Here is a 26,658-nt window from a genome sequence, read left to right as displayed (position 1 = left end):
CGCTGCGGTAGGCTGCGATCTTTTGGCGTCTTCAAGTACGCCGAAATCAGGATCAAAAGATCGCAGCCTACGGCAGCACTACAGAAGCCCTGTCGTTCGGGTAAACGAGAACGGCTCGCAACGTCGACGTTGTCTACCAAGACGATAGAGATCGAGTAGTTGTTCTGTTTCCGTCGAAGTAGGACAATTGCCGGCTTCACGTCACCATCAGCGACTTTGAATGGCCTTCCTTGCACTCGGTATTAACCACAAGACTGCTTCAGTAGACGTCCGCGAGCGCGTGGCTTTTACCCCTGAGCAACTGGTGGAGGCCCTGCAGCAGCTCTGCCGACTCACCGACAGCCGCGAAGCTGCGATCCTCTCCACCTGCAATCGCAGTGAACTCTATATAGAACAGGATCACCTGTCGGCGGACGTCGTTCTGCGCTGGCTGGCCGATTATCATCATTTGAGCTTCGAAGAGTTGCGCCAAAGCGCTTATGTGCACGAGGACGATGCGGCAGTTCGTCACATGATGCGGGTCGCCTCCGGGCTCGATTCGCTGGTGTTGGGCGAGCCGCAGATTCTCGGTCAGATGAAGTCGGCCTATGCCGTGGCCCGTGAGGCCGGTACGGTCGGGCCGTTGCTCGGGCGATTGTTCCAGGCGACGTTCAATGCGGCCAAGCAAGTGCGCACGGACACCGCCATCGGCGAGAACCCGGTGTCCGTGGCGTTTGCTGCGGTGAGCCTGGCGAAACAGATTTTCAGCGATTTGCAACGCAGCCAGGCCTTGTTGATCGGTGCGGGCGAGACCATCACGCTGGTCGCCCGCCATCTGCATGACCTGGGTGTGAAGCGCATTGTCGTCGCCAACCGCACCCTGGAGCGCGCCAGCATCCTGGCCGAACAGTTCGGCGCCCATGCGGTGCTACTCTCGGACATTCCGGCGGAGCTGGTACGCAGTGACATCGTCATCAGCTCCACCGCCAGTCAGTTGCCGATCCTGGGCAAAGGCGCGGTGGAAAGCGCGCTGAAGCTGCGCAAGCACAAGCCGATCTTCATGGTCGACATTGCCGTACCGCGCGATATCGAGCCGGAAGTCGGCGAGTTGGACGACGTTTACCTCTATAGCGTCGACGATCTCCATGAAGTGGTCGCCGAGAACCTCAAGAGCCGCCAGGGTGCAGCCCAGGCAGCGGAAGAGATGGTCTCGGTCGGTGCCGAAGATTTCATGGTGCGCCTGCGTGAACTGGCGGCGGTGGACGTGCTCAAGGCCTATCGTCAACAGAGCGAACGCCTGCGCGACGAAGAATTGCAGAAGGCCCAGCGCTTGCTGGCCAACGGCAGCAGCGCCGAAGACGTGCTGGTGCAACTGGCGCGTGGCCTGACCAACAAACTGTTGCACGCTCCGAGCGTGCAGTTGAAAAAGCTCTCTGCCGAAGGTCGCCTGGATGCGCTGGCGATGGCCCAGGAACTCTTTGCCCTCGGTGAGGGCTCATCGGATAGCTTTTCGGATAAGAAACCGCAATGAAAGCGTCACTGCTCAATAAGCTGGACATCCTCCAGGACCGTTTCGAGGAATTGACCGCCCTGCTTGGCGATGGCGAGGTCATTTCCGATCAGAACAAATTCCGCACCTATTCCAAGGAATATGCGGAAGTCGAGCCGATCGTCGAAACCTATAAACAGCTGCTCAAAGTGCAGGGCGACCTCGAAGGGGCCCAGGCACTGCTCAAGGACAGCGACCCGGACATGCGTGAAATGGCCGTGGAAGAAGTTCGCGAAGCCAAGGAACGCCTGGTCGAACTGGAAGCCAGCCTGCAACGCATGCTGTTGCCCAAGGATCCGAACGACGGGCGCAACGTGTTCCTCGAAATCCGCGCCGGCACCGGCGGTGACGAGGCGGCGATTTTCTCCGGCGACCTGTTCCGCATGTATTCGCGTTACGCCGAGCGTCGCGGCTGGCGAGTGGAGATCCTCTCGGAAAACGAGGGTGAGCACGGTGGCTATAAAGAAGTCATCGCCCGGGTCGAAGGCGACAACGTCTACGGCAAGCTGAAGTTCGAATCCGGCGCGCACCGCGTGCAGCGGGTTCCGGCGACCGAGTCCCAAGGTCGCATTCACACCTCGGCCTGCACCGTGGCGGTACTTCCCGAACCGGACGAGCAGGAAACGATCGAGATCAACCCGGCGGACCTGCGGGTCGATACCTATCGTTCGTCCGGTGCTGGTGGTCAGCACGTCAACAAGACCGATTCGGCGATCCGTATCACGCACTTGCCGTCCGGCATCGTGGTCGAATGTCAGGAGGAGCGTTCGCAGCACAAGAACCGCGCCCGCGCGATGTCCTGGCTGTCGGCCAAGCTCAACGACCAGCAGACCAGCGCTGCGGCTAATGCAATTGCCAGCGAGCGCAAGTTGCTGGTGGGTTCCGGCGACCGCTCCGAACGCATCCGCACTTACAACTTTGCCCAGGGCCGGGTGACCGACCATCGGGTCAACCTGACGCTGTATTCGCTCGACGAAATCCTCGCCGGTGGCGTCGATGCGGTGATCGAGCCGTTGCTGGCCGAATACCAGGCCGATCAACTGGCGGCGATAGGTGAGTAAATGACAATCATCGCCAGTCTGTTGCGCGCTGCCGATTTGCCCGACTCGCCGACGGCGCGTCTGGACGCCGAATTGTTGCTGGCGGCGGCGTTGGGCAAGTCCCGAAGCTTCTTACATACCTGGCCGGAACGCATCGTGCCGAGTGAGGCGGCGCAGACGTTTGCCGAGTATCTGCAACGCCGTCGCGGCGGTGAGCCGGTGGCCTATATTCTCGGCCAGCAGGGTTTCTGGAAGCTCGATCTGGAGGTGGCGCCGCACACGCTGATTCCGCGTCCCGACACCGAGTTGCTGGTGGAAGCCGCGTTGGAACTGTTACCTGCCACGCCAACCAAAGTACTCGATCTCGGCACTGGCAGTGGTGCAATTGCCCTGGCCCTGGCCAGTGAGCGTCCGGCATGGAAAGTCACGGCAGTGGATCGCGTGCTGGAAGCCGTGGCCCTGGCCGAACGCAATCGCCAGCGCCTGCACCTGAACAACGCCACGGTGCTCAGCAGTCACTGGTTCAGTGCGCTGGAGGGTCAGCGTTTTCAACTGATCATCAGCAATCCGCCGTACATCGCGGCGACCGATCCGCATCTGGTGGAAGGCGATGTACGCTTCGAACCGGAAAGCGCCCTGGTGGCCGGTGTCGATGGGCTCGACGATCTGCGTCTGATCGTCGCCCAGGCACCGGATCATCTGGAGGCGGGTGGCTGGCTGATGCTCGAACACGGTTATGATCAAGCCGAAGCGGTGCGCGATCTGCTACTGGCCCGCGGGTTTGAAGAAGTCCACAGCCGCACCGATCTGGGCGGTCATCAACGCATCAGTCTGGGGCGCCTGCCGTGCTGAATGATCAGGAATTGCTTCGCTATAGCCGGCAGATTCTGCTGCAACACATCGACATCGATGGCCAGTTGCGGCTCAAAGACAGCCGCCTGTTGATCATCGGCCTCGGTGGTCTCGGTGCGCCGGTGGCGTTGTACCTGGCCGCCGCGGGCATCGGTGAAATGCACCTGGCGGACTTCGACACGGTCGACCTGACCAACCTGCAACGCCAGATCATTCACGACACCGACAGTGTTGGCCTGAGCAAAGTCGATTCGGCGATCAAGCGCCTGACGGCGATCAATCCCGAGGTCCGGTTGATCGCCCATCGCACGGCGCTCGACGAAGACTCGCTGGCCGCGGCCGTGGCCGGGGTGGATCTGGTGATCGACTGTTCCGACAATTTCTCCACCCGCGAAGCGGTCAACGCCGCTTGTGTGGCCGCGGTAAAACCGCTGGTCAGCGGCGCGGCGATTCGTCTTGAAGGACAACTCTCGGTGTTCGACCCGCGCCGTCCCGAGAGTCCGTGCTACCACTGTTTATACGGGCACGGCAGCGAAGCTGAATTGACCTGTAGCGAAGCCGGCGTAGTCGGTCCTCTGGTGGGGCTGGTGGGCAGTTTGCAAGCGCTTGAAGCACTGAAGTTGCTGGCCGGTTTTGGCGAGCCGTTGGTGGGGCGTCTGTTGCTCATTGATGCTTTGGGTACACGCTTCCGTGAGTTGCGGGTCAAGCGTGATCCGGGGTGTAGCGTCTGTGGGTCGAAACATGCGTGAAGCGCCGATTGGCGTGTTCGACTCCGGCGTTGGTGGGCTCTCGGTGCTGGCCGAGATCCAGCGCTTGCTGCCCAACGAAACGCTGATGTACGTCGCCGATTGCGGCAACGTTCCCTACGGCGAAAAAACCCCCGAATTCATCCGGCAGCGTTGCAGCGTGATGGCTGAATTTTTTCAGCAGCAGGGTGCCAAGGCTTTGGTGCTGGCCTGCAACACGGCAACCGTTGCCGGCGTCGCCGACTTGCGACGCGACTATCCCGAGTGGCCCATCGTCGGTATGGAACCGGCGGTCAAGCCGGCCGCCGCCGCGACCCGCAGTGGCGTGGTCGGAGTGCTGGCCACCACGGGGACGTTGCAAAGCGCAAAGTTTGCCGCGTTGCTCGACCGTTTTGCCACCGATGTTCGGGTCATTACCCAACCGTGCCCCGGGCTCGTTGAGCTGATTGAAAATGGCGACCTGCGCAGTCCGGCGCTGCGCCAGTTGCTGGCCTCATACGTCGAGCCGCTGCTCGCCGCCGGCGCTGACACGCTCATCCTTGGTTGCACCCATTACCCCTTCCTGAAACCGATGCTCAAGCAGATGATCCCCGCCGACATCAGCCTGATCGACACTGGCGCTGCGGTGGCGCGCCAGCTTCAGCGTCTGCTGGCCGAAGGCGAACTGCTTGCCGACGGGCCTGCGCGCGAGGCGCAATTCTGGACCAGTGCCGACCCGGTACATTTCAGAAATATCTTGCCGATACTGTGGAATACGTCCGGCATTGTGCGAAGCTTCGACAAGTAGGAAGTTTCCCGGGGGGGAATGCGAAAAGTCGGATGAACTTCTGATTAATCGCCGCCTTCTATAGCTTTGCAGGGTCAGGCAACAAAATAACCATACGAAATCGTTCGGAAAAGGAAGTTTCTAGTGAGGCGACTATTCTGCTTGGCCGCGATTGCGGCCGCACTGATGGGGCACAGTTTTACCGCTCAAGCGGCAGGTGTGGAGTTTGCGGTGGGGCAAACCGGCGAGTCGACCATGACCTATCGATTGGGGATGCAATTCGATTGGGATCAGAGCTGGTGGCAGAGCGACGTGGGTCGTCTGACCGGTTATTGGGACGGCGCCTACACCTATTGGGACGGTGAAGAGACATCCAGTAACCACAGCCTTTCGTTCTCGCCTGTGCTTATTTATGAATTTTCCGGACAGAACGTCAAACCCTACATTGAGTTTGGGATTGGTGTGGCGGCGTTTGCCAGCACTGAAGTCGAAAGCAACGATCTGGGTAGCGCCTTCCAGTTTGAAGACCGCTTCGGTGTCGGCTTGCGCTTTGCGGGTGGACACGAAGTCGGGGTGCGCGCGACGCACTATTCCAACGCCGGGCTCACGACCCCGAACGATGGTGTAGAAAGTTACGCATTGCATTACACGATGCCGTTGTAGGCACCGGGCCAAAAAATGGTATGACCCCCTGTAGGAACGAGCTTGCTCGCGATGGCGATTTCAGATTCGGCATTGATGCTGACTGACGCATTGCTATCGCGAGCAAGCTCGCTCCTACAATCGTTCTGCTGTGACTGAGCTTTCAGCGATACGCTGTGGAAATTCCTTGGCGTTCCTCAATGCATTCCGGTGCACCCATCTCGAATTCCCGGCAGATCAGCGGGCGTTTTTCGTAGATGGTGCACATCATCGTGTTGCGATCGAGCGCAGCGCACCAGCCGTCGTCCAGACGCAGCATGACTTCCCCGCCCCAGTCATCGGTATCGATGAACCGTTCAGGCACACCCGTGTCGGTGATCAACATGACTTCGAGCTGGCAGCAGCAGGCTGCGCAGGTCGAGCAGGTGACCGCGGGTTCCGCGATTTGCGTGTGGGGGATGGTTTTCATGGCGCGCAGTGTAAGCCAGTCCCCCTGAACTGTGTGAAAGCTCTGACGGACGCCGACTTCGCAAGTGATGACCCGGCCGCTAATCCTTGATCGGCGGGTTGCTGCGCACCATGCGCTTGCCGATGTCCAGTTTCACCGTGTCAGGCAATCTGGACAGTGGCCACAGAGTCGCCATGAATGCCGCGGGAAAAGTGATTTCCAGCGGGCGATCCTTGAGCTGTTCGAGAATGTGCCGCGCGGCTTTTTCCACGGGCCAACTGAGCGGCATGGAGAAGTCACTTTTACCCGTCTGCGATGGTTCGACGAATCCGGGGTTGATCACGGTGACTTCGATGCCTTCAGGGGCGAGATCAATGCGCCGGGACTCAAAAAGGTGACGTAAACCTGCCTTCGAGGTGCCATTTGCTTCGGCTCGGGGCAGTGGCAGGTACGTCACGGCACTGGCCATCGCCACCAGATGTGGGGCGGTGCCGGCGCGCAAGAGTGGCAAGGCGGTTTCGATGCAATAGCTGCTGGCAAGCAGATTGGTCCTTACCACATGCTCGACGATTGTCGCGTCGAACTGCCGGGCGTCCACATATTCGCAGGTACCGGCATTGAGGATGACTGTGTCCAGCGAGCCCCAGTCTTCGGCAATTTGCTCGCCGATCTCGCGCACGGTCTGACTGTTGGTCAGATCTGCGGCCAGCGCCAGCACTTGTCCGGGATATCGTTGCGACATGACTTTCAGCGATGTTGCAGAGCGTGAACTGAAGGCCAGGTGCGCGCCGGTTTTCAAGATTTCCTCAGCCAGTGCGGCGCCAATTCCGTTGCTGGCGCCCGTCAGCCAATATCGCCGTGGAGGTGTACGACTCATCCCAATCTCCTGTTCAGCCAGGCATCGGCCGAGTCCAATTGTTTTTTGCTCATCTCTACGGATCGCCGCGGGGAATTACTCAAGCGCGCTCCCCAAACGGTTCAGTAACCGGTGTTCGTGCTGGCAGGTTCTTGAACGCGGTCAGTGCGCGGTTGCGGGAAGCGCCCAAATCGACGATGGGTGTCGGGTAGTCGACCGCACCGAACAAACCGCCAACATTGGCAGGGTTATGCACCTCTTTTTTATTCAGATCAGCCAACGCCGGCAGCCAGTGCTTGATGAACACGCCCTGCGGATCGAATTTTTCCGACTGGCTCAGCGGGTTGAAAATCCGGAAGTAAGGCGCTGAGTCCGTACCAGTGGACGAACTCCACTGCCAGCCGCCATTGTTCGCGGCCAGGTCGCCATCGATCAGGTGACGCATGAAAAAGCGCTCGCCTTCACGCCAGTCGATCAACAGGTTTTTGCTCAGAAACATTGCCACCACCATGCGCAGTCGGTTGTGCATCCAGCCGGTTTCCAGCAGTTGGCGCATGGCGGCGTCAATAATCGGCAGACCGGTACGTGCTTCTTGCCAGGCGGCGAGGTCATCGGGGGCGTCGCGCCACGCCAGGGCTTCGGTTTCGGGGCGAAACGCCCGGTGTCGGGAAACCCGTGGATAACCCACCAGAATGTGTTTATAGAACTCGCGCCACAGCAGTTCGTTGATCCAGGTCACTGCACCGGCACTTCCGCTCTCAAACTCACCCCGATTGCTTTGCAGTGCTGCGTGCAGGCATTGGCGGGGAGAAATCACTCCGGCGGCGAGGTAGGGCGAGAGTTGGCTGGTGCCGGGTTTCGCCGGGAAGTCCCGTTCGCTTTCGTAGTGATCGATCTGCGCATCGGTAAAGATGTCGAGGCGACGGCGGGCTTCGGTCTCACCGGCGGGCCACAGGTTGTGCAGGCTGGCGCTGGGTGTGGGGAATCCTGTGATGGTTGAGGGAACAGCGTCGCTGGTGATGTCCAGCGGCGTTTGTGCATTTGGCGCGTGCACGAGATGGGGCAGCGAATGATGCAGCCGTTCATAACAGACTTTGCGGAACTGGCTGAAGACCTGAAAGTAGCTGCCGGTTTTGGTCAGTACGCTGCCGGGCTGAAACAGCAGTTGATCGAGGTAGCGGTGTACTTCGATGCCTTCGGCTTTCAGGGCGCTGGCGACCGCGGCATCCCGCCTGGTTTCATGGACGCCGTATTCGTCGTTGAGGTGCAGTGCGTCGATCTGCAACTGACGGCACAAGTCGAGTAATACCGCTGGCGCCTCATCCCAGCGCGGGGCGGTGCGGATCAGCAGGGGGATATTCAGTTGACCCAGTGCATGGCTCAACTGCGCCAGATTGCGCAGCCAGAAATCCACTTTGCAGGGGGCGTCGTCATGCTCCAGCCATTGCTGGGGACTCAGCAGATACACCGCCACACTCGGTCCGCGAGCGGCGGCGGCCGAGAGGGCGGTGTTGTCATGCAGGCGCAAGTCGCTGCGCAGCCAGATCAATTGCATCGTCTTATTCACGCTGTTCATTTAAATCAACCCACGCTGAACCAGTACCTGATGTGCCGCCAAGGGATCTTCGGCCAGGTACAAATGAGCGATATCGGTAAGTCTTGCTGACAACTCGGCGTGGTGGATGCACACCGTTGGTCCGGCAATCATTTTTGGGCAGCCGACACCTTTGAAAAGTTTCGGCAACTGCCCCAGGTTCATGGCCTTGCTGGAATACAGCAGGACGCCACGGGCTTGCAGATGGTCAACCGCCAGGGCGAGTTCACCGACCGGCAGCGGCCAGTCGAATACTTCCACCGGGCAATCGACGCTGCTGATCAACCAGGCCGTCAGCCACAGGTTCGGTTCCAGCGGCAGGTCAGACTGATTGATCAGCAGCAGCGGCGCGGTGCGCAACTGACGATTGTTATGGTAGATGCGTGCGCCGAATTTGCTGCGGAGCCAGGAACAAAAAAACGTGCGCTCCATCTGCTCACCGAACTGGCCTTGCCAGCGCTGCTCCAGAACGACCAGCAACGGCATCAGCAGTTGCTCACATAACGTGCGCGGCGGATACAGCGCCATTGCCTGATTAACAGTGTCATCAAGGGTGCGCTCGTTGAGCCGGGTGACCGCGTGCACCAGCGTCTGCAACAGCGCGTGCCAGTCGTTGTCCACGGCTTCGCTCAACGTCTGCGGCGTATCGAGCAATTGCTTGACCTGGCTGACGGCCACCCCACGGTTGAGCCAGGTAACAATGGCCTGGATACGCTGCACATGTTCGGCAGAGAACAGGCGGTGCCCCTTGGGTGTGCGTTGGGGCACGATGAGGCCGTAGCGCCGTTCCCAGGCTCGTAAGGTCACAGCATTGACACCGGTCTGGCGTGACACTTCACGGATCGGCAGCCAGCCTTCATCCAAGGCTTTTTTAAAGTCGTCGCCGAAGTCTTCGCTGGCGCTGGTGTCGAGCGGGGCTTTCATTAGAGGGCGTTTCGCAGGCTGAGGTTTTCGGGGTGCGGTTGCAGGTAGACCTGCTGCGCGAGGTAGGGATCGGGGTGTTGGCGCAAGTGATGTTTGAGCAGTGTCAGCGGCACCACCAGAGGCACGATGCCTTGGTGATACTGGCTGATCAGGTGTTGCATCTCTTGTTTGTCTTCGCCACTGATGGCCCGCTTCAGATAGCCGCTGAGGTGTTGCAACACGTTGGTGTGGGTCCGGCGTGTGGCACATTTTTTCAGGGCCGCCATCAGCTCGCTGAAATAGCGGGGGCCAAGTTCTTGCGGATCGGTATGGCCCATGGTGCCGAGCAGATTGCCCAAGGTTTTGTATTGCACCGGGTTGTGCGCCATCAGCAGGTATTTGTAGCGTGAGTGAAATTCCGTGAGCGCGCGCCGGGTCAGGCCTTCTTGCAGCAACTGCTGCCAGGCGTTGTAAGCGAATACTCGAGTGAGAAAGTTTTCCCGCAGCACCGGATCGTTGAGTCGGCCGTCCTCTTCCACTGGCAGATCCGGGTGCTGCAAGCAAAACGCCTGGGCGTAAATTCCCCGGCCACCGCCATCCAGCGGCGCACCGTTGGCGTGATAGACCTTGACCCGCTCCAGGCCGCAGGACGGGGATTTCTGCATGAAGATGTAACCGCAGACATCGCTCAGTTCCCCCGCCATTTTCTGACCATAGTCGGCCAGCGGCTGCGTGACATTGAAGGTGTGATCAAGTGTGCCGACGGCTTGGGGTTGCGTTGCATCGCCAACCAGCCGGATCGGTTGGCGTGGAATGCCCAGGCCGATGGCGACTTCCGGGCAGACCGGGACAAACTCGAAATATTCCGCGAGCGTGCGGCTGCACAGCCGCGACTCCTTGTGCCCGCCGTTGTAGCGCACGTCGAAACCCATCAGGCAAGCGCTGATGGCGATTTTCGGTTTGGCGGGAGTGGGCAGCATCGGAGCACCTCGAATCTAAACCTATACAGACGCTCTATGTCTGTACAACATACCTTCATCTTAGATTCGAAGCTGTACAAGTCAAACTTTATGTATAAGTTTTTTCGGTGTGATGCTCCCTACTGCAAATGTTCATGCAAGCGGCGAGCGGCTTCCTGACCACTGAGCCAGGCACCTTCGACGCGTCCGGACAGGCACCAGTCGCCACAGGCATACAGCCCCAGATCGGCATCGGCCAGCGTGCCCCATTCGTGACTGGTGGCAGGGCGGGCGTAGAGCCAGCGATGGGCGAGGCTGAAGCTTGGTGCGGGCATGGAGTCGTGCAGCAGTTCGGCGAATGCACCGTGCAACTGTTCGATCACTGCTTCCTTGGACAAGTCGATGTGCTGCCGGCTCCAGGCGCTGGTGGCGTGCAGGACCCACGTGTCGAGGGTGTTGTCGCGTCCGGGCTTGCTGCGGTTGCGGGCCAGCCAATCGAGTGGGCTGTCTTGTACGAAGCAGCCTTCCATCGGGGTTTCCAACGGCGTTTCAAAGGCCAGTGCGATGGCCCAGGTCGGGTCCATTTTCACCCCGGCGGCGGCACCGGCGAGTTTCGGTGCGGAGGCCAGCAGGGCGGTGGCTTGTGGCGCAGGCGTGGCGACGACGACATGGCTAAATGGGCCGTGGGTAAAGCCTTCGGCGTCCTGCAAGTGCCAGTGTTCCTCACCGCGATAAACCTCGGTGATCCGGCAGGCAAAATGCACTTCAAGGTCGCCGAGCAGGGCGCGGGTGATCGCACTCATGCGTGGCGTGCCAACCCAGCGTGTCTGCTCGTCCGGTGACAGGTTGAGTTGACCGCCATGGTAGGTGTACAGCTGCGGCGTCCACTCGGCGACCCAGCCGTTGGCCTGCCAACGTTGCACTTCCGTGACAAAGCGGCGATCGCGGGCAGTGAAGTATTGCGCGCCCATGTCCAGGGCACCCGCATCGCTGCGCTTGCTCGACATGCGTCCACCGCTGCCGCGGCTTTTATCGAACAGTTGAACCACGTACCCAAGGTCCGTCAGGGCCTGGGCAGCGGAGAGTCCGGCGATGCCGGTGCCGATGATTGCGATAGGTACAGTCATAGGGGCCTCGTTTACCTTTCTGTACAGACTACGCCGGGGTTTAAACCTGTACAATATTATTTTTTGGTATAACTTTTAGCGTTCTCGTTCTGACAGCTTGGCCTATTGTTAAACATAGAGCCTGCTCGATACCAAAGATCCCTGCTTATAAAAATAGACTAATGGACAAGGTAAAACGCCACGCGAGGAAGAAGTCATGCACATATTGCTGACCGGCGGTACTGGTTTGATAGGACGTCAGCTTTGCCGACGCTGGTTGAGTCAGGGACATCGCCTGACCGTCTGGAGTCGCACACCTGAAAAAGTCGCGAAAATCTGTGGTCCTCAAGTGCGTGGAGTCGCCCGTCTGGAGGATATCGGGCAGGAACCGGTCGATGCGATTATCAACCTTGCCGGTGCACCGATTGCCGACCGGCTCTGGACCCACAAACGCAAAACCCTGTTGTGGAGCAGCCGCATCACCCTGACCGAAAGCTTGCTGGCCTGGCTGGAAAGCCGCGGGCAGAAACCGCAGGTGCTGATCTCCGGTTCTGCAATCGGTTGGTATGGCGACGGCGGCGAGCGTGAGTTGACCGAGGAGTCGCCTCCGGTCATCGATGATTTCGCCAGTCAGTTATGCATCGCCTGGGAAGAAACCGCGCAGCGGGCCGAAGCGTTGGGCATTCGCGTCATCCTTATCCGGACCGGGCTGGTTCTATCGGCTGAGGGCGGCTTTTTGTCGCGGCTGATACTGCCTTTCAAATTAGGCCTGGGAGGGCCGATTGGCAATGGTCGGCAGTGGATGCCGTGGATTCACATCAACGATCAAATCGCCTTGATTGATTTTCTTCTGCATCGCAGTGACGCTAGCGGTCCTTATAATGCGTGCGCACCCGAACCCGTGCGCAATCGCGAGTTTGCCAAAACACTGGGCAGCGCGCTGCATCGCCCGGTGTTCATGCCGATGCCGACCCTGGCCTTGAAGGTCGGCCTGGGCGAGTTGTCTTCGTTGTTGCTGGGTGGCCAGCGGGCCACCCCGGTTCGCCTGTTGGAAGCGGGTTTCACTTTTCAGTTCACGGATTTGCGTGCGGCTTTGGACGAGTTGTCCAGTCGCCTTTGAAATAGGACGTTGCATGACCGATCACGCGTTGCTTCTGGTCAATCTGGGTTCACCTGCCTCCACCTCGGTGGCGGACGTGCGTAGCTACCTCAATCAGTTTCTGATGGATCCGTACGTGATCGACCTGCCATGGCCGGTTCGACGGTTGCTGGTGTCACTGATTCTGATCAAGCGTCCCGAACAGTCGGCCCATGCCTACGCATCGATCTGGTGGGACGAGGGCTCGCCGTTGGTCGTTCTCAGTCGCAGATTGCAGCAGGCGATGACCGCCAAGTGGCATCACGGCCCGGTCGAGTTGGCGATGCGCTACGGCGAACCGTCGATCGAGACGACGCTGGTGCGCATGGCAGCCGCCGGCCACAAGCGCATCACCCTGGCGCCGCTTTATCCACAGTTCGCCGACAGCACCACCACCACCGTGATTGAAGAAGCGAAGCGCGTTCTGCGGGAGCACAAGCTCGACTTGCAGCTGTCGGTGCTGCAACCGTTCTACGACCAGCCGGAATACATCGATGCGCTGGTGGCCTCGGCCAAACCTCATCTGGAACAGGATTTCGATCACTTGCTGCTGAGCTTTCACGGCTTGCCGGAGCGGCATCTGAAGAAGCTCAATCCGGGTCATTGCTTCGAGGGTGGCGGCGATTGTTGTGCGGGTGCGCCACCGGATGTGGTCGCCACCTGCTATCGCGGCCAGTGCTTGCGCACCGCAGCGGGGTTTGCCAAACGGATGGGCTTGCCGGACGGTAAGTGGTCGGTGTCGTTTCAGTCGCGACTGGGGCGGGCCAAATGGATCGAGCCCTACACCGAAGCGCGCCTTGATGAGTTGGCCAAGAGCGGCGTGAAAAAGATTCTGGTGATGTGCCCGGCGTTCGTCGCCGATTGCATCGAGACACTGGAAGAAATCGGTGATCGCGGCAAGGAACAGTTCCGCGAAGCGGGAGGCGAGGAGTTGGTGCTGGTACCGTGCCTCAATGATGACCCGCAGTGGGCGCAGGCGTTGAGCACGTTGTGCGAGCGAGCACCGTTGGTGCTGTAAAACCGCAACCTGTGGCGAGGGAGCTTGCTCCCGCTTGAGCGCGTAGCGCTCACAAAATTTGCATTGCCTGCAGAAAAATTGGGGTCGCTTCGCAACCCAGCGGGAGCAAGCTCCCTCGCCACAAATGTATCGCGTGATGTTTAGATCAGCGGCTCATCCGCCTTCTTGTGCTTCCAGCTGTCATTGCCCGGCAACAAAAGATTCAAACCAATCGCCACCACCGCACACAGCGCGATGCCTTTGAGGCCGAAGTCGTCAGGGCCGGTGCCGGTGCCGATCAGCACACCGCCGATCCCGAACACCAGGGTCACCGACACAATCACCAGATTGCGCGCCTCGCCCAGATCGATCTTGTGGCGAATCAGCGTGTTCATGCCCACCGCCGCAATCGAACCGAACAACAGGCACAGAATCCCGCCCATCACCGGCACCGGGATGCTCTGCAGCAGTGCGCCGAATTTGCCGACGAACGCCAGGCTGATGGCGAAGATCGCTGCCCAGGTCATGATTTTCGGGTTGTAGTTCTTGGTCAGCATCACCGCGCCGGTGACTTCGGCGTAGGTGGTGTTGGGTGGGCCGCCAAACAGGCCTGCCGCGGTGGTGGCAATACCATCGCCGAGCAAGGTGCGGTGCAGGCCGGGCTTCTTCAGGTAATCGCGACCGGTCACGCTGCCCACGGCAATCACACCGCCGATGTGCTCGATGGCCGGCGCCAGGGCCACGGGCACGATGAACAGAATCGCCTGCCAGTTGAATTCCGGCGCAGTGAAATGCGGAATCGCGAACCACGGTGCCGCGGCAATCTTCGCCGTGTCGACCACGCCGAAGTAGAACGCCATGCCAAAACCGACCAGCACACCGGAGATGATAGGCACCAGGCGGAAAATGCCTTTACCGAACACGGCGACGATCAGGGTGGTCAGCAGCGCCGGCATCGAGATCATCATCGCCGTCTGGTAATGAATCAGCTCGCTACCGTCACCGGCCTTGCCCATCGCCATGTTGGCGGCAATCGGTGCCATGGCCAGGCCGATCGAAATGATCACCGGGCCAATCACCACGGGTGGCAGCAGGCGATCGATGAAACCGGTGCCTTTGATCTTCACGGCCAGGCCGAGGAAGGTGTAGACGAAACCTGCCGCCATCACACCGCCCATCGTCGCGGCCAGGCCGAACTGGCCCTTGGCGAGAATGATCGGGGTGATGAAGGCAAAGCTCGATGCCAGGAATACTGGCACCTGGCGTCCGGTAACGATCTGGAAGAGGATCGTCCCCAAACCGGCCGTGAACAGCGCCACGTTCGGGTCAAGGCCGGTAATCAGCGGCATCAACACCAAGGCGCCGAAGGCCACGAACAGCATCTGTGCACCCGACAGCACCGTGCGCCAGAGCGGATCGTTGAACTCTTGCTGCATGGTCACGCGTCCTTCTGCTTGGTGCCGAAGATCTTGTCGCCGGCATCGCCAAGTCCAGGGATGATGTAACCGTGTTCGTTGAGTTTCTGGTCGATGGACGCGGTGTAGATGATCACGTCAGGGTGAGCTTTCTCTACCGCCGCGATACCTTCTGGGGCCGCCACCAACACCATGGCGCGGATCTCGCGGCAGCCGGCTTTTTTCAGCAGATCGATGGTGGCAACCATGGAGCTGCCGGTCGCGAGCATCGGGTCGATGATCATCGCCAGGCGTTCGTCGATTTCCGGGACCAGTTTTTCCAGGTAGGTGTGGGCCTGCAGGGTCTCTTCGTTGCGGGCAACACCCACGGCGCTGACCTTGGCGCCCGGAATCAGGCTGAGCACGCCTTCAAGCATGCCGATGCCGGCACGCAAAATCGGGACTACAGTGATTTTCTTGCCGGCGATTTTCTCGACTGATACGGTGCCGCACCAGCCTTCGATATCGTAGGACTCAAGCGGCAGGTCTTTGGTGGCTTCATAGGTCAGCAGGGCGCCGACTTCCTGTGCGAGCTCACGGAAATTCTTGGTGCTGATGTCTGCGCGGCGCATCAGGCCAAGTTTATGACGGATCAGCGGGTGGCGGATCTCATGGATGGGCATGGGGAAAGGCTCCGGCGGCGGGCAAAAAAACCGGCGTAGATTAATCTATCCCGGGGTGTTGTCCTATAGACATAGAGTACGTTAGTCCACAAACGCTTGATCTGGCCTCGGTTGATGCGTACCTTTGCCCGCTTTTCCGAATCCGCCACCCCCTGGAGAGCGCCATGTCCGCTGATCTCGAGCATATCCGTCAAATCATGCGAGAGGCTGACTGCCTGTACACCGAAGCTGAAGTCGAGGCGGCCATCGCTCGCGTCGGTGCGCAAATCAACGAACAAATGGCCGACAGCAACCCGGTGGTGTTCTGTGTGATGAACGGCGGGCTGATTTTCTCCGGCAAGCTGCTGACCTATCTGAACTTCCCGCTGGAAGCGTCCTACCTGCACGCCACCCGTTATCGCAACGAAACCAGCGGCGGCGACCTGTTCTGGAAAGCCAAGCCGGAAGTCTCGTTCATCGACCGTGACGTGCTGATCATCGACGACATCCTCGACGAAGGTCACACCCTGGGCGCGATCATCGACTTCTGCAAACACGCCGGTGCCCGCAAAGTTCACACCGCCGTGCTGATCGACAAAGACCACGACCGCAAGGCCCGTCCGGACTTGAAGGCTGATTTCGTCGGTCTGCCGTGCATTGACCGTTACATCTTCGGCTATGGCATGGACTACAAAGGCTACTGGCGTAACGCCAACGGGATCTTCGCCGTTAAAGGCATGTAAGCATCCTGCACGGCTCCATGTAGGAGCGAGCTTGCTCGCGATGTTTTGTCAGGTACATTGGCGTCGTCTGACACACCATCGCGAGCAAGCTCGCTCCTACACCCGCCCTCCGGAGCCTGTCATGAGCCTTTTGATCCGCAGCTGCGCCGCCTTGTTGCTGACTCTCAGTTTGCCCTTGGCCGCCGCCCCGGCGCCCATGCATGCTCAGTTTCTTCCGCCTGATGACCTGAACTTGCGTGACAGCGAGCCAGAGCAGCAACAGTTGCTGCAAGTCACCGAATACTCGGTGGTGGTCGGCAGTCAGCGACAGTCCAATCAGCAACCGATTCCAGTGACTTCGCCAATCCTGATCCGCCTCAAGGGAAAATCCTTGAGCAAGGGCGCGACGATCAATCAGGTGCTGGTCAATTTCGATGGCGAAAGCAAAAGCCTGAAAAAACCGGTCTACGACGCCAAGAGCAAAACCCTGACGCTGTATTACCCGATGGCTCAGTACCGCGTGGTGATCGACTTGTTGCGTAACGATACGGTGTATTGCCAGTTCCTCAGCTATGCCAACGGCCATGTCTGGGCGGATCTGCATACCGGTAGCGTTCGTTCGCGTTGAGTGCCGGGCCCGCGCAGGGGTAAACTGCCCGCCCCGTGTAATGTCTGCGAGTTGGAGTCGGCAATGCGTAAAGATAAGAAACAAGTGATTGGTGATGAGATCGGCGATGATCAGATCAAGCTGTTCCTCGATTTCGAGCCGGTCGACGCCACTTCTCCATCGCTGCACAAACTGATCAAGGCCTACCGTGGCCTGCGCATCGACGACTTCGAGCGTTTCCTGACGTTCTTCGTCGAGGCCGGTTTTGATGTCAACGGCAAGGACGAGCACGGCAATGACTTCGTTGCCCTGATCAAGGATCAGCGCAACGCACCTGAATACATCGAACTGATCGAAAAGGCTCGCGGTTAAAGATCAAAAGATCGCAGCCTTCGGCAGCTCCTGCAAATGGGTCGCCTGGATCTGTAGGAGCTATCGAACGAAGCGAGGCTGCGATCTTTCAAAGGCATAAAAAACGCCCCGCTCTCAATGAGAACGGGGCGTTTTTCATGCGAGCGAATCAAGCGTAGCTTTCGGTCTCGCTGCTGGCTTCAACCAGTTCCAGGGCAACGTTGTTCTGCGTGTTGATCTTGTGATACAGCGCAGCGTCGGCTTCCAGAACCTTTTCCCGGGCCGGGAAGATTTCTGCCAGTTTGGTGGCCCATTCGCCTTTGGTTTGGCTCGGGAAGCATTTTTCGATCAGTTCCAGCATGATCGAAACGGTCACCGAGGCACCAGGCGAAGCACCGAGCAGGGCGGCAAGGGAGCCGTCCTTGGCCGCAACGAGTTCGGTGCCGAACTGCAGGATGCCGCCTTTTTTCGGGTCTTTCTTGATGATCTGCACCCGTTGGCCGGCCACTTCCAGGCGCCAGTCTTCGGCTTTCGCCTCAGGGTAGAAGCGACGCAGGGATTCCAGGCGCTGCTCCATCGACTGCATCACTTCGCTGACCAGGTACTTGGTCAGGTCCATGTTGTTTTTCGCCACGGACAGCATCGGGCCGATGTTGCCGGCACGAACCGACATCGGCAGGTCCATGAAGGAACCGTGCTTGAGGAACTTGGTGGTGAAACCGGCGTAAGGCCCGAACAGCAGGGACTTCTTGCCTTCGACCACACGGGTGTCCAGGTGCGGCACGGACATTGGCGGCGAACCCACGGCGGCCTGGCTATAGACCTTGGCCTGGTGGTGCTTGACCACTTCCGGATTGTCGCAACGCAGCCATTGGCCGCTGATCGGGAAGCCACCGAAGCCTTTGCTCTCTTCGATGCCCGACGCTTGCAGCAATGGCAGAGCCGCGCCGCCAGCACCGAGGAAGACGAACTTGGCGTCGACTTCACGGGTGTTGCCGCTGTTGACGTCCTTGATGCTGACCGTCCAGCCGCCATTGTTGCGCTTGAGGCCGGTCACGCGCTTGCAGTACTTGACCTGGGCATCGGGTGCGCTGGTCAGGTGCTTGAGCAACTGGTTGGTCAGGGCGCCGAAGTTGACGTCGGTGCCATTGATCACGCGGGTGGCGGCCAGGGTTTCGCCAGGGTCGCGACCAGGCATCATCAATGGCATCCACTCTGCCATTGTTGCCTTGTCTTCGGTGTATTCCATGTCGGTGAAGGCGTGGTGCTTGCTCAGCACCTTGAAGCGTTCCTTGAGGAAGGAAACGCCGCTGTCGCCCTGCACGAAACTCAGGTGTGGCACCGGGCTGATAAACGATTTGCACGAGCCGAACGTGCCTTTCTTGGTCAGGTACGACCAAAACTGCTTCGACACCTCGAACTGGGTGTTGATGTGCACGGCTTTCTTGATGTCGACGGCGCCATCGGCGGCCTGCGGCGTGTAATTGAGCTCACACAGCCCGGCGTGACCGGTACCGGCGTTGTTCCACGGGTTCGAACTCTCCGCAGCACCGGAATCCATCAGCTCGACGACTTCCAGCTTGATCGCGGGGTCGAGTTCTTTGAGCAGTACTGCAAGGGTGGCACTCATGATGCCGGCCCCAACCAGTACTACGTCGACTGCTTCGTTATGCGCCATTTAACGCGTCTCCAAAATCTGCAGCACCAAATTGACGGCATGGCTGCCAGGAGTGACGGGGCGTGTCAGTGATGCCCCAGGTACCCATGGCAGGATCGCCATGTCCGAATCTTCGCAATTTTTTGCAACTTCGACGGACGCTACCTGCCGGGTCTAATAAGAGTCACATGAACTCATTTCAACGGGCGGCGGGCAATTCGACTTATGGTCGATACATCCGTTTGTGCAACCAAATCCGTAGCGGACAGGCTTCAGGCTCCGGTGTTCGCGCAATACTCGGTCCTGTGTCGTTGGGCTGCTCTAGACGCTAATGGTGCATGTTCAGACGCAAAACTATTCATTTGCTCGCCACACTCTTGTGAAGTTGTGAAAACCCGTTTTTTTCACGCTCTTTTGAAGACGTGAACCTCAAAAAAGGGCTGTCCCAGCCTGGCACCGTGCCCGGATGGATCGCCGCCATGGGATACAGGGCAGGCAAAACGGGCAAACAGCTCAGTGACCGAGCGTAATGACAGCTCTGCAGATTCGCGAAAAGTGGAGGTTTTGCTCAACAAAACAGCAAGCGCGCCAGCTTCACTCGATCTGTGTGGGCGGCTCTCTGTGGGCGGTGCGGGGTGTCAATACAAGCGCATTGACGATGCTGCGAGGCCCGATCAGGAGACGTCCTTATAATCGGGGGGAGATTGTATCTAAGAAACGCAGGGAAATGGTCGTGTTTAATGACTTTTATTAGGCGTTCGGTCAGGTGGTCAGCAGATGCTGCTCCCGTGACCGCGTTTGGTGCTGAACGACGCGGGCGCTGGCAGGCAAAGGCTGATGCAGCCAGTTAAGTCGGATTTCTTCGATTTCGACCCAACCATTACCCATCGGTTGCAGGCTGCACTGCTTGAATGCCTGGCAGTGGCCGTTACGGTCGAGCAGGGCGAAACAGCGATGCAGCGGGCGTGGTGCGAACAACGAGATCAGATAGCGCATGGCGAAGTACCTTTTGGGTTTCTGAAAAAAATAATAAGCGCAAGCCGTTACGTGCAAGTTTAAGGGCGGTGACATCTGTGTGACAGGAACCGCGTTCCCAAGGTTTTGTCAGATATTTCCGCAATCACAGTGGGGCGCTGGTTCCCCGCAGTGGCGCACCGTTATACTGCCGGCCTGTTTGTGCCTGAATCTGGAGAGAAGCGCATGTTGCAACGCCTGTTGTTCGGTTTGATCACTGTGACCAGTTTGACGCTGGTCGGCTGCGCCCACAGCCCGCAACAACTGAACCCGGAGCCAAAACTGACCGCTCAATTGGCCCCTGTCGGCCATGGTCAGCCTGTCGTGGTGCGTGTGGTAGACGGTCGCCCGTCGCCGACATTGGGGACCCGCGGTGGCCTGTATCCGGAAACCAGCGCGATCACCGTGCAGGGCGCGCAGATTCTGCCGAAGTTGCAGGCTCAGGCTGAAGCGGCCGTGCGCCTGTTGGGCTTTACCCCGACGACCAATGCAGCGAATGCCCCGCAAATCACCGTGACCCTGGCTGAATTGAAGTATCAATCGCCCAAAGAAGGCATGTACGTGACCGAGGCGACCATTGGCGCGACGTTCCGCTCCGATGTACAGAACGCCAACCGCCGTTACAGCGGTCGTTATGGTGCGTCCCTGGACCAGCGTTTCGGTATGGCGCCGAACCAGGAAACCAACACCAAACTGGTCGGCGACGTGTTGAGCGATGCGTTGACCCGTCTGTTCAAGGACCCGACCGTGGGTCAGGTTCTCGGCGAGTAATGCGAGCCCCGTAGGAGCTGCCGCAGGCTGCGATCCTTTGATTTTGTTTTTAAAAAAAGATCAAAAGATCGCAGCCTTCGGCGCGCCTACGTTCAATTGCGATTGGACTGCCATTGGTCAATTGTTTCGTTATTTGTCGCAAAGTGGAGGGCAGGCGTGAGGGCTTTGGGTAGAATCCGCGCCGCCGTCGCCGGTCTGGCGCCTGCGCTATCTGTTTTCGCTTGAGGTTTGAGATGTCGCTGCATTTGATGACGCTGTTTACCGCCCATCCCGCCAAACTGATCAATCTGCTGGCCTTGCTCTTCGCCTTTCCTGGCGGCTGGTTGCTGCACGCCACCCGTCGCCGCGAACAACGCGCGATGGCGAGCCTTCAGGCGCAACGCCAAAGCAGCCCCAACGCAGAGCCGGTTCTGGATTGGGCAACCCTGCGCAAGAACCGGTTTTTCTACATCTTCGGTTTTGCCTGCATGGCGCTGGCACTTTTGGTGTCGTGGATCAGCACGCAAGTTTAAATTTTTGAAGCAAAAGATCGCAGCCTGCGGCAGCTCCTACAGAAGCTTGCGCAGGCTGCGATTTTTTTTGCTTACAGCGGCAGTCCAGCCTTGACCCGATATTGATTGCGCACCGGCGTCGCATATTGCAGCACCAGGAACGGACGATGTTCCTCGGGGCAAGCGTCCAGGCGCTGCTGCCATTCTTCCTGAGCCTTGGCCAGCTCGTCGGCGGCAAATACCTCTGCGGCTTTTGGTACCGACAACTGCGGATCGGCGTCTTTCCACATGGCGTAAGCCAGGTAGTGCACCGGGAACAGGCGATACCCACCGAGGATCTGCTTGTCCATCTCGACCGCCAATTGCTTGGTGTCATCGAACAGTTCGGTAATCGGCGCGGCAAAGTTCACATGCACCCGGCCCTTGTAGCCGGTGATGCCTTTGGCAATGCTCACATCATCCTCGCCCGGCACCTTGGTGTAGCTGCCGGTGGTGGCGCGGATGTAGAGCTCGCGGGCCTTGGCCTGATCGCACGGGTCGTATTCGTAGCTGATCGACACCGGGGTGAGGTTCAGCGAACGGATGACCTCGCCGAACGGCTCGTCCTTGCGGCTCATGTGGAACATCTTGAGGATCGCCGACTCGGTACGGTCGTCGCCGTCCTTCGCACGACCTTCAGCCTGGGCGATCCAGATCGATGCGCAATCGTTGCGGATCGAGTGGTTGATGTACGCCGACAGCAACTGATACGCCGCCATTTTCTCGCGACGACCGGTGATCGAGCGGTGCACGATGAAACTCTTGTTCAAGCGCATCAAGTCGCTGACAAACGGCTTTTGCAGCAGGTTGTCGCCAATGGCGATGCGCGGCGTCGGCAGGCCGGCGTGGTACACGGCATAGTTGACGAAGGCCGGGTCCATCACGATGTCGCGGTGATTGGCGATAAACAGATAAGCGCTGCCGGACTTGAACTGCTCGACGCCGGTATACGTGACACCGTCCGTAGCGCGCTCGATGGTGTGGTCGACGTAAACCTCGACTTTGTCCTGCAGCGTGGCGACCGAATGGACGCCGGCGAACTCACGGCGCAAGCGATGAGCTATAAGAGGTTTGAGCGCCCAGCCCAAAGTGCCGGCAAAACGCGGGAAGCGAAAGTGGGTGAGGATATCTAGAAACGCCTTGTCGCCGAGCAGCCGGTCCAGCACCGCTGGGACTTCGCTGTCGTCGTAAGGTCGGATGGCATCGAATTCGCCCATCATGCTCTCTTGTTAGAAACGGCTAGGGTAAGTAAAGGTTCTGATCGAAAACCGGCGGGGTACGGTCTGAAAAGTTAGCCAGACAAAAATAGCCCTGCAAATAGACCGGCGATTATACGCACAAGTCACCTGGGAGACCGCGATGCTGGAAACTACGCAGTATGAATGTCCGTATTGTGGTGAAGAGGTCGAGACGACGTTGGACTTGTCCGGTGGCGATCAGACCTATATTGAAGACTGTCAGGTGTGTTGTCGGCCGATAACATTCGTGCTGCAGGTTTATGAAGAGGAATGGCATCTCGAAGTTTTCAGTGAAAACGAATGAGGGGCATGTATGCAGCGTATTTACGAACCGGAAAACCTGATGGAAGGCGAATTGCTGCAAGGCATGCTCGCCAGCGAGGGCGTCGAGGCGCATCTGGTGGGTCGCGATCTGGTGGGCGCCACGGGTGAACTGCCGATATTCGGCCTGTTGGGCCTCGCGGTGGATAACGATCAGGCCGAATACGCCCGGGAGCTGATCACCGCGTACAATGCCGCGCTGCCCCTGTCCGGCGATGAACCGGAGAGCTTCCCCGGCACGCTGGTCTGTTAGGCTGGCGTTCGTTTGATCAAGAGTTGTGCTGCCCCATGTGTGGACGTTATGCCCTGTTTCGCTGGAACCGCGACTTCGCGACCCTGCCAGGTTTTCCCGCCGATCAGCAGGCGCAGTGGAACATTTCCCCCAATGATTCGGTGTTGATGCTGCGCGCAGGTCTCGACGGCCAGCGTGAACTGGCCCGCGCCCGTTGGGGCCTGACACCGCCGTGGCTGACGGATCTGTCGCGCACCCCGGCTCATGCGCGTGCCGAAACCGTTGCCGAACAACCGATGTTTCGCCAGGCCTTGCGCGAGCGTCGCTGCCTGCTGCCGGCCAACGGTTTCTACGAGTGGCGCGGTACTACGCGCAAACGGCCATTCTGGTTGACGCCGGGGGAAGGTTCGTCGCTGTTTTTCGCCGCGATCTGGGAGGCGTATCCGGTGCAGGAACAAGTCTGGCTGAGCACGGCGGTGATTACGCAACCAGCGGCGAGTCAGCGCCGCCCGTTGATTCTCGACGAGGCCGGGCAGGCGGCGTGGCTTGATCCCGAGACGCCGCTGCACACATTGCAAGCCTTGTTGGCCAGCGAGCCGGCGGCGTTGCGCGAGCGGGTACTGGCCAATCTGGTGAACGATCCGAAGCTCAACGGACCGGAGTGTTTGACGCCGGGTTGAGGCGTTGCCCGCAATAAGGTCGTGACATCAGCCTGCGGCGCGCCGACCGACGGGGATTATTTTTTCTACCGCCATGAGAGATTTGCCTGAGTTACGCGTCTTACGTCCATAGTATCTGGCGTGGATACATTTCCACGCCTAGGATACGCGGCATGTTTTTCAGGGAGTTTTTCAATGAACAAAACGTTGGTTGTAAGTGCGCTGAGCGTAGCGCTGCTGCTCGTTGGCTGTCAGTCGGTCAATACCACCAGCGGCGGTGCGGTGGGCATTGAACGCAAGCAATACATGTTCAGCATGCTGTCCGCGCAAGAAGTCGACCAGATGTATGCACAGTCCTATCAGAAGACTGTGGGCGAAGCGTCGAACAAAGGTGTGCTGGACAAGACCAGCAATGAAGCCCAGCGCGTACAGCTGATTGCTGACCGACTGATTGCTCAGGCACCGACCTTCCGTCCAGATGCGGCCCAGTGGAAGTGGGAAGTCAATCTGATCAAGAGTGATGAACTCAACGCCAACTGTGGTCCTGGCGGCAAGATCATTGTTTACACCGGGTTGATCGACAAGCTGCAACTGACGGACGATGAAATCGCCGCCATCATCGGCCATGAAATCGCCCACGCCTTGCGTGAGCACGGTCGTGAAGCGATGTCCAAGGCCTATGGCATCGAAATGGCCAAGCAGGGCGCGGGCACTCTCCTGGGATTGGGACAGGACAGCCTGGCCCTGGCAGACGCCGTGGCCAACTACGGCATGACCTTGCCCAACAGTCGCGCCAATGAAAACGAAGCGGACCTGATTGGCCTCGAACTGGCAGCCCGCGCCGGTTACAACCCGAATGCCGCGATCACCCTGTGGAACAAAATGAGCAAAGTCTCGCAAGGTTCACCGCCGGAGTTCATGAGTACTCACCCGGCGTCGTCGAGTCGTATCGAGGCGTTGCAGGCGGCCATTCCGAAGGTTATGCCTTTTTATGAGCGGGCCAAAAAATTCTGACGATCAGGCGCTGAAAATGTGGTGAGGGGCAAGCCCCCTCGCCACAGATTGATTTCAGTCCCCGGGTCAAATCCACCCGCTGCTCTGCATCGCCTTGTACACCGCAACAATCGCCAGGATGAAGAACGCCGACGCCGCCAGTCGACGGATCAGCGTCAATGGCAGTTTGTCCGCGGCGAAGTTACCCGCCAGTACCACCGGCACGTTGGCGATCAGCATGCCGAGGGTGGTGCCGATGATCACCAGCCACAGTTCTGGATATTGCGCGGCCAGCATCACCGTCGCGATTTGGGTCTTGTCACCGATCTCCGCGAGGAAAAACGCGATCAGCGTGGTCAGGAATGGCCCGAACTTGCGCGCGGTGCTGGCTTCATCGTCATCCATCTTGTCCGGCACCAGGGTCCACAGCGCGGTGGCGGCGAAGCTCGCAGCGAGAATCCAGTGCAGCATCGCGTCCGAGAAGAAACTGCCAACCCAGGCGCCGACCGCACCGGCGGCCGCGTGGTTGGCCAGGGTCGCGGCGACGATGCCGGCGATGATCGGCCACGGTTTGCGGAAGCGGGCAGCGAGAATGAGCGCGAGCAGTTGCGTCTTGTCGCCGATTTCGGCCAAGGCAACGATTGCGGTGGGGACGAGTAATGAATCCAGCATCAGGGGTTTTCCTAAGGGGCGGGTCGACACGGCTATGACACGTACAGCCTTCCCGCCCCGGGTAAGGTGTGCGTGTCATAGGTCTTGTCAAACCCTGCGAACCGTCTGATGCGGTCGCTTGGGTCGCATACGCCATGGTCTGAGGACCAAGTATGTTGACGTATGCCGGACGAGCATGGCGCTCGTGGGAGACTACTCCCCTAGGACGGAGCGGATTCTGCCTACGCAAAATCCATTCGGCAAGAACAAATTTCTAGCCGCGCTTGGCTCGGTAGATTCGGAAACCCTGCCCTTCGGCCTTGATCGCACACACGCCAAGGTGCTCCTCGATCAACGGCTGGTATTTCAGGAAACTGTTCGCAACCAAGCGCAGTTCTCCACCGTTTTTCAGATGTTTGGCGGCTTTTCGCAGCAAGTTCTCGGTCGCGAAATAATCGGTGTGCACGCCGACATGGAACGGCGGGTTGCTCAGAATGGCGCTCAAACCCATGGGCGCCGCATCGATACCGTCGCCGGTAATCACGTCTGCTTCCAGACCGTTGGCAGCCAGTGTCAGGCGACTGCTGGCGGCGGCAAAGGCATCAACGTCCAGCAAAGTGACCTGATTGTGCGGGTAACGACGCTTCACGACGGCGCCCAGAACGCCCGCACCGCAACCGAAGTCCAGCAAATGGCCGCTGGGCAGTTTGTCCAAGTGTTCCAGCAACAATGCGCTACCGCGATCCAGGCGACCGTGGCTGAACACGCCCGGCAGGCTGATGACTTTCAACGGACCTTCGGCCAGTGGCAATTCATAGGTCTGGGCCAGGCTTTCCAACGGCTTGGCTGCAGGCGCGTTGGCCACAGTGACCAGCCATAGCTGGCAATGCCGCGCACTGTCGAGCTTGCGTGGCTTGCCGAACGGGTTGAGTTGCTTGGCCGCGCCTTCGATGCCGCTTTTTTTCTCGCCGACCAGGTACAGCTCACGCCCGGCCAGGCGTGAGGCGAGGGCGTTGAGGATGTAGTCGGTCAGATCCTTGGACTTGGGCAAAAACACCACGGCGCTATCAAACTCGCGTTCAGGTGCATTCACGCCAAAATGGCTGCGCTCGGCAAAGCGCGCATCCAGTCCGGCCTGATCACCGGCATGCCAGCACCAACCGTGAGCGCCTGGCAGGCGACCGAGCAAATCATCGGCGGGCAAACCGGCCAATAGCACCGAACCCTGGAATAACTCAGCCTGACGAAGCAGTACTTCACTGCGCGGATCCATAACTGCTC

Annotated in this window: 30 protein-coding genes and 1 riboswitch; of the genes, 17 read left to right on the top strand and 13 right to left on the bottom strand. The window is 59.3% G+C overall.

Annotated features, from left to right (window positions below):
• Positions 1-220 precede the first annotated feature (220 nt).
• The 6 genes from hemA (at position 221) to CKW19_RS22785 (ending at position 5,595) form a co-directional block, all read left to right on the top strand.
• The gene (hemA, locus tag CKW19_RS22810; RefSeq protein WP_095060013.1) at positions 221-1,510 is read left to right on the top strand and encodes a glutamyl-tRNA reductase; all 1,290 of its coding nucleotides are present in this window, start codon (positions 221-223) and stop codon (positions 1,508-1,510) included.
• Positions 1,507-2,589 (top strand): peptide chain release factor 1, encoded by a 1,083-nt coding sequence (gene prfA / locus CKW19_RS22805; protein WP_095060011.1) that lies wholly within the window; start codon positions 1,507-1,509, stop codon positions 2,587-2,589. Before hemA ends, prfA begins: the two co-directional genes overlap by 4 nt.
• Positions 2,590-3,420, top strand: a complete 831-nt coding sequence (gene prmC / locus CKW19_RS22800; protein ID WP_095060009.1) for a peptide chain release factor N(5)-glutamine methyltransferase — start codon at positions 2,590-2,592, stop codon at positions 3,418-3,420.
• Positions 3,414-4,169 (top strand): molybdopterin-synthase adenylyltransferase MoeB, encoded by a 756-nt coding sequence (locus CKW19_RS22795; protein ID WP_095060007.1) that lies wholly within the window; start codon positions 3,414-3,416, stop codon positions 4,167-4,169. The genes prmC and CKW19_RS22795 overlap by 7 nt, the downstream gene beginning before the upstream one ends.
• Positions 4,162-4,953, top strand: a complete 792-nt coding sequence (gene murI, locus CKW19_RS22790) for a glutamate racemase (protein WP_095060005.1) — start codon at positions 4,162-4,164, stop codon at positions 4,951-4,953. Before CKW19_RS22795 ends, murI begins: the two co-directional genes overlap by 8 nt.
• A gap of 123 nt (positions 4,954-5,076) precedes the next feature.
• Positions 5,077-5,595 carry an acyloxyacyl hydrolase gene (locus CKW19_RS22785; protein WP_095060003.1) on the top strand — a complete coding sequence of 173 codons (519 nt, stop codon included), beginning with the start codon at positions 5,077-5,079 and terminating at the stop codon, positions 5,593-5,595.
• Positions 5,596-5,737: 142 nt separating this feature from the next.
• On the opposite strand, the gene CKW19_RS22780 is transcribed toward CKW19_RS22785, so the two are convergent.
• The 6 genes from CKW19_RS22780 to CKW19_RS22755 all read right to left on the bottom strand — a co-directional run bounded on the left by CKW19_RS22780 (position 5,738) and on the right by CKW19_RS22755 (position 11,461).
• The gene (locus CKW19_RS22780) at positions 5,738-6,043 is read right to left on the bottom strand and encodes a YkgJ family cysteine cluster protein (RefSeq protein ID WP_056726267.1); all 306 of its coding nucleotides are present in this window, start codon (positions 6,041-6,043) and stop codon (positions 5,738-5,740) included.
• A gap of 79 nt (positions 6,044-6,122) precedes the next feature.
• A complete protein-coding gene (locus tag CKW19_RS22775; RefSeq protein WP_095060001.1) occupies positions 6,123-6,899 on the bottom strand; it encodes an SDR family oxidoreductase in 777 nt (258 codons plus the stop codon).
• Between the two features lie 79 nt (positions 6,900-6,978).
• The gene (gene phrB / locus CKW19_RS22770) at positions 6,979-8,433 is read right to left on the bottom strand and encodes a deoxyribodipyrimidine photo-lyase (RefSeq protein WP_095060057.1); all 1,455 of its coding nucleotides are present in this window, start codon (positions 8,431-8,433) and stop codon (positions 6,979-6,981) included.
• 21 nt (positions 8,434-8,454) lie between these two features.
• Positions 8,455-9,396 (bottom strand): MerR family transcriptional regulator, encoded by a 942-nt coding sequence (locus CKW19_RS22765; protein WP_095059999.1) that lies wholly within the window; start codon positions 9,394-9,396, stop codon positions 8,455-8,457.
• Complete coding sequence (locus CKW19_RS22760) at positions 9,396-10,355, bottom strand: DUF523 and DUF1722 domain-containing protein (RefSeq protein WP_095059997.1); 960 nt, start codon at positions 10,353-10,355, stop codon at positions 9,396-9,398. Before CKW19_RS22760 ends, CKW19_RS22765 begins: the two co-directional genes overlap by 1 nt.
• A 119-nt stretch (positions 10,356-10,474) precedes the next feature.
• Positions 10,475-11,461, bottom strand: coding sequence for an NAD(P)/FAD-dependent oxidoreductase (locus CKW19_RS22755; RefSeq protein ID WP_095059995.1), 987 nt, complete (start codon positions 11,459-11,461; stop codon positions 10,475-10,477).
• Positions 11,462-11,657: 196 nt separating this feature from the next.
• On the opposite strand from CKW19_RS22755, the gene CKW19_RS22750 reads away from it, so the two are divergent.
• Entirely contained in the window at positions 11,658-12,560 is a 903-nt protein-coding gene (locus CKW19_RS22750; protein ID WP_095059993.1) for a TIGR01777 family oxidoreductase, read from the top strand.
• A 13-nt stretch (positions 12,561-12,573) separates the two neighbouring features.
• The gene (hemH, locus tag CKW19_RS22745; protein ID WP_095059992.1) at positions 12,574-13,596 is read left to right on the top strand and encodes a ferrochelatase; all 1,023 of its coding nucleotides are present in this window, start codon (positions 12,574-12,576) and stop codon (positions 13,594-13,596) included.
• Positions 13,597-13,736: 140 nt separating this feature from the next.
• On the opposite strand, the gene CKW19_RS22740 is transcribed toward hemH, so the two are convergent.
• Positions 13,737-15,011 carry a uracil-xanthine permease family protein gene (locus CKW19_RS22740; protein WP_095059990.1) on the bottom strand — a complete coding sequence of 425 codons (1,275 nt, stop codon included), beginning with the start codon at positions 15,009-15,011 and terminating at the stop codon, positions 13,737-13,739.
• Positions 15,012-15,013: 2 nt separating this feature from the next.
• Complete coding sequence (gene upp / locus CKW19_RS22735; protein WP_095059988.1) at positions 15,014-15,652, bottom strand: uracil phosphoribosyltransferase; 639 nt, start codon at positions 15,650-15,652, stop codon at positions 15,014-15,016.
• Positions 15,653-15,816: 164 nt separating this feature from the next.
• Here upp and CKW19_RS22730 point away from each other — a divergent pair, with 164 nt between their 5' ends.
• The 3 genes from CKW19_RS22730 (at position 15,817) to CKW19_RS22720 (ending at position 17,332) form a co-directional block, all read left to right on the top strand.
• On the top strand, positions 15,817-16,374 hold the full coding sequence (locus tag CKW19_RS22730; protein WP_046041880.1) for a hypoxanthine-guanine phosphoribosyltransferase: 558 nt from the start codon (positions 15,817-15,819) through the stop codon (positions 16,372-16,374).
• A 121-nt stretch (positions 16,375-16,495) separates the two neighbouring features.
• Entirely contained in the window at positions 16,496-16,981 is a 486-nt protein-coding gene (locus CKW19_RS22725; protein ID WP_095059986.1) for a hypothetical protein, read from the top strand.
• A 63-nt stretch (positions 16,982-17,044) separates the two neighbouring features.
• A complete protein-coding gene (locus CKW19_RS22720) occupies positions 17,045-17,332 on the top strand; it encodes a PA4642 family protein (protein WP_095059984.1) in 288 nt (95 codons plus the stop codon).
• 148 nt (positions 17,333-17,480) lie between these two features.
• Here the strand turns inward: CKW19_RS22720 and mqo are convergent, their stop codons facing one another.
• A complete protein-coding gene (mqo, locus tag CKW19_RS22715; protein ID WP_095059982.1) occupies positions 17,481-18,989 on the bottom strand; it encodes a malate dehydrogenase (quinone) in 1,509 nt (502 codons plus the stop codon).
• A 741-nt stretch (positions 18,990-19,730) separates the two neighbouring features.
• Positions 19,731-19,964 (bottom strand): hypothetical protein, encoded by a 234-nt coding sequence (locus CKW19_RS22710; protein ID WP_095059980.1) that lies wholly within the window; start codon positions 19,962-19,964, stop codon positions 19,731-19,733.
• A gap of 204 nt (positions 19,965-20,168) precedes the next feature.
• On the opposite strand from CKW19_RS22710, the gene CKW19_RS22705 reads away from it, so the two are divergent.
• Together CKW19_RS22705 and CKW19_RS22700 are read left to right on the top strand one after the other, a co-directional pair.
• A complete protein-coding gene (locus CKW19_RS22705) occupies positions 20,169-20,753 on the top strand; it encodes a YajG family lipoprotein (RefSeq protein WP_095059978.1) in 585 nt (194 codons plus the stop codon).
• A 233-nt stretch (positions 20,754-20,986) separates the two neighbouring features.
• A complete protein-coding gene (locus CKW19_RS22700) occupies positions 20,987-21,265 on the top strand; it encodes a hypothetical protein (RefSeq protein ID WP_095059977.1) in 279 nt (92 codons plus the stop codon).
• A 71-nt stretch (positions 21,266-21,336) separates the two neighbouring features.
• Here CKW19_RS22700 and CKW19_RS22695 read toward each other — a convergent pair whose 3' ends face one another.
• The gene (locus CKW19_RS22695) at positions 21,337-22,503 is read right to left on the bottom strand and encodes a 1-acyl-sn-glycerol-3-phosphate acyltransferase (RefSeq protein ID WP_095059975.1); all 1,167 of its coding nucleotides are present in this window, start codon (positions 22,501-22,503) and stop codon (positions 21,337-21,339) included.
• Positions 22,504-22,642: 139 nt separating this feature from the next.
• On the opposite strand from CKW19_RS22695, the gene CKW19_RS22690 reads away from it, so the two are divergent.
• From CKW19_RS22690 to CKW19_RS22675, 4 genes are all read left to right on the top strand, one after another.
• Positions 22,643-22,825, top strand: coding sequence for a CPXCG motif-containing cysteine-rich protein (locus CKW19_RS22690; protein ID WP_095059973.1), 183 nt, complete (start codon positions 22,643-22,645; stop codon positions 22,823-22,825).
• A gap of 9 nt (positions 22,826-22,834) precedes the next feature.
• Positions 22,835-23,095, top strand: coding sequence for a putative signal transducing protein (locus tag CKW19_RS22685; RefSeq protein ID WP_095059971.1), 261 nt, complete (start codon positions 22,835-22,837; stop codon positions 23,093-23,095).
• Between the two features lie 35 nt (positions 23,096-23,130).
• Positions 23,131-23,754 (top strand): SOS response-associated peptidase, encoded by a 624-nt coding sequence (locus CKW19_RS22680; protein WP_095059969.1) that lies wholly within the window; start codon positions 23,131-23,133, stop codon positions 23,752-23,754.
• A gap of 174 nt (positions 23,755-23,928) precedes the next feature.
• Positions 23,929-24,747, top strand: a complete 819-nt coding sequence (locus CKW19_RS22675) for a M48 family metallopeptidase (protein WP_095059967.1) — start codon at positions 23,929-23,931, stop codon at positions 24,745-24,747.
• Between the two features lie 66 nt (positions 24,748-24,813).
• On the opposite strand, the gene CKW19_RS22670 is transcribed toward CKW19_RS22675, so the two are convergent.
• Both CKW19_RS22670 and CKW19_RS22665 read right to left on the bottom strand, forming a co-directional pair.
• On the bottom strand, positions 24,814-25,398 hold the full coding sequence (locus CKW19_RS22670; RefSeq protein ID WP_095059964.1) for a TMEM165/GDT1 family protein: 585 nt from the start codon (positions 25,396-25,398) through the stop codon (positions 24,814-24,816).
• 90 nt (positions 25,399-25,488) lie between these two features.
• A riboswitch (yybP-ykoY riboswitch) is annotated at positions 25,489-25,611 on the bottom strand.
• A gap of 40 nt (positions 25,612-25,651) precedes the next feature.
• Complete coding sequence (locus tag CKW19_RS22665; RefSeq protein ID WP_095059962.1) at positions 25,652-26,650, bottom strand: class I SAM-dependent methyltransferase; 999 nt, start codon at positions 26,648-26,650, stop codon at positions 25,652-25,654.
• Between the last annotated feature and the right edge of the window lie 8 nt (positions 26,651-26,658).

Origin of the sequence: Pseudomonas sp. Irchel s3f7, from assembly GCF_900187615.1 — a bacterium.
Classification (GTDB): Bacteria; Pseudomonadota; Gammaproteobacteria; order Pseudomonadales; family Pseudomonadaceae; genus Aquipseudomonas.
The sequence above is the reverse complement of the archived record's forward strand: the minus strand, read 5'-3'. Positions and strand labels throughout refer to the sequence as shown.

Coding starts and splice junctions, on each gene's coding strand:
- hemA (WP_095060013.1), top strand. CDS start 221: ATGGCCTTCCTTGCACTCGGTATTAACCACAAGACTGCTTCAGTAGAC.
- prfA (WP_095060011.1), top strand. CDS start 1,507: ATGAAAGCGTCACTGCTCAATAAGCTGGACATCCTCCAGGACCGTTTC.
- prmC (WP_095060009.1), top strand. CDS start 2,590: ATGACAATCATCGCCAGTCTGTTGCGCGCTGCCGATTTGCCCGACTCG.
- murI (WP_095060005.1), top strand. CDS start 4,162: ATGCGTGAAGCGCCGATTGGCGTGTTCGACTCCGGCGTTGGTGGGCTC.
- CKW19_RS22780 (WP_056726267.1), bottom strand. CDS start 6,043: ATGAAAACCATCCCCCACACGCAAATCGCGGAACCCGCGGTCACCTGC.
- CKW19_RS22775 (WP_095060001.1), bottom strand. CDS start 6,899: ATGAGTCGTACACCTCCACGGCGATATTGGCTGACGGGCGCCAGCAAC.
- phrB (WP_095060057.1), bottom strand. CDS start 8,433: ATGCAATTGATCTGGCTGCGCAGCGACTTGCGCCTGCATGACAACACC.
- CKW19_RS22765 (WP_095059999.1), bottom strand. CDS start 9,396: ATGAAAGCCCCGCTCGACACCAGCGCCAGCGAAGACTTCGGCGACGAC.
- CKW19_RS22760 (WP_095059997.1), bottom strand. CDS start 10,355: ATGCTGCCCACTCCCGCCAAACCGAAAATCGCCATCAGCGCTTGCCTG.
- CKW19_RS22755 (WP_095059995.1), bottom strand. CDS start 11,461: ATGACTGTACCTATCGCAATCATCGGCACCGGCATCGCCGGACTCTCC.
- CKW19_RS22750 (WP_095059993.1), top strand. CDS start 11,658: ATGCACATATTGCTGACCGGCGGTACTGGTTTGATAGGACGTCAGCTT.
- hemH (WP_095059992.1), top strand. CDS start 12,574: ATGACCGATCACGCGTTGCTTCTGGTCAATCTGGGTTCACCTGCCTCC.
- CKW19_RS22740 (WP_095059990.1), bottom strand. CDS start 15,011: ATGCAGCAAGAGTTCAACGATCCGCTCTGGCGCACGGTGCTGTCGGGT.
- upp (WP_095059988.1), bottom strand. CDS start 15,652: ATGCCCATCCATGAGATCCGCCACCCGCTGATCCGTCATAAACTTGGC.
- CKW19_RS22730 (WP_046041880.1), top strand. CDS start 15,817: ATGTCCGCTGATCTCGAGCATATCCGTCAAATCATGCGAGAGGCTGAC.
- CKW19_RS22725 (WP_095059986.1), top strand. CDS start 16,496: ATGAGCCTTTTGATCCGCAGCTGCGCCGCCTTGTTGCTGACTCTCAGT.
- CKW19_RS22720 (WP_095059984.1), top strand. CDS start 17,045: ATGCGTAAAGATAAGAAACAAGTGATTGGTGATGAGATCGGCGATGAT.
- mqo (WP_095059982.1), bottom strand. CDS start 18,989: ATGGCGCATAACGAAGCAGTCGACGTAGTACTGGTTGGGGCCGGCATC.
- CKW19_RS22710 (WP_095059980.1), bottom strand. CDS start 19,964: ATGCGCTATCTGATCTCGTTGTTCGCACCACGCCCGCTGCATCGCTGT.
- CKW19_RS22705 (WP_095059978.1), top strand. CDS start 20,169: ATGTTGCAACGCCTGTTGTTCGGTTTGATCACTGTGACCAGTTTGACG.
- CKW19_RS22700 (WP_095059977.1), top strand. CDS start 20,987: ATGTCGCTGCATTTGATGACGCTGTTTACCGCCCATCCCGCCAAACTG.
- CKW19_RS22695 (WP_095059975.1), bottom strand. CDS start 22,503: ATGATGGGCGAATTCGATGCCATCCGACCTTACGACGACAGCGAAGTC.
- CKW19_RS22690 (WP_095059973.1), top strand. CDS start 22,643: ATGCTGGAAACTACGCAGTATGAATGTCCGTATTGTGGTGAAGAGGTC.
- CKW19_RS22685 (WP_095059971.1), top strand. CDS start 22,835: ATGCAGCGTATTTACGAACCGGAAAACCTGATGGAAGGCGAATTGCTG.
- CKW19_RS22680 (WP_095059969.1), top strand. CDS start 23,131: ATGTGTGGACGTTATGCCCTGTTTCGCTGGAACCGCGACTTCGCGACC.
- CKW19_RS22675 (WP_095059967.1), top strand. CDS start 23,929: ATGAACAAAACGTTGGTTGTAAGTGCGCTGAGCGTAGCGCTGCTGCTC.
- CKW19_RS22670 (WP_095059964.1), bottom strand. CDS start 25,398: ATGCTGGATTCATTACTCGTCCCCACCGCAATCGTTGCCTTGGCCGAA.
- CKW19_RS22665 (WP_095059962.1), bottom strand. CDS start 26,650: ATGGATCCGCGCAGTGAAGTACTGCTTCGTCAGGCTGAGTTATTCCAG.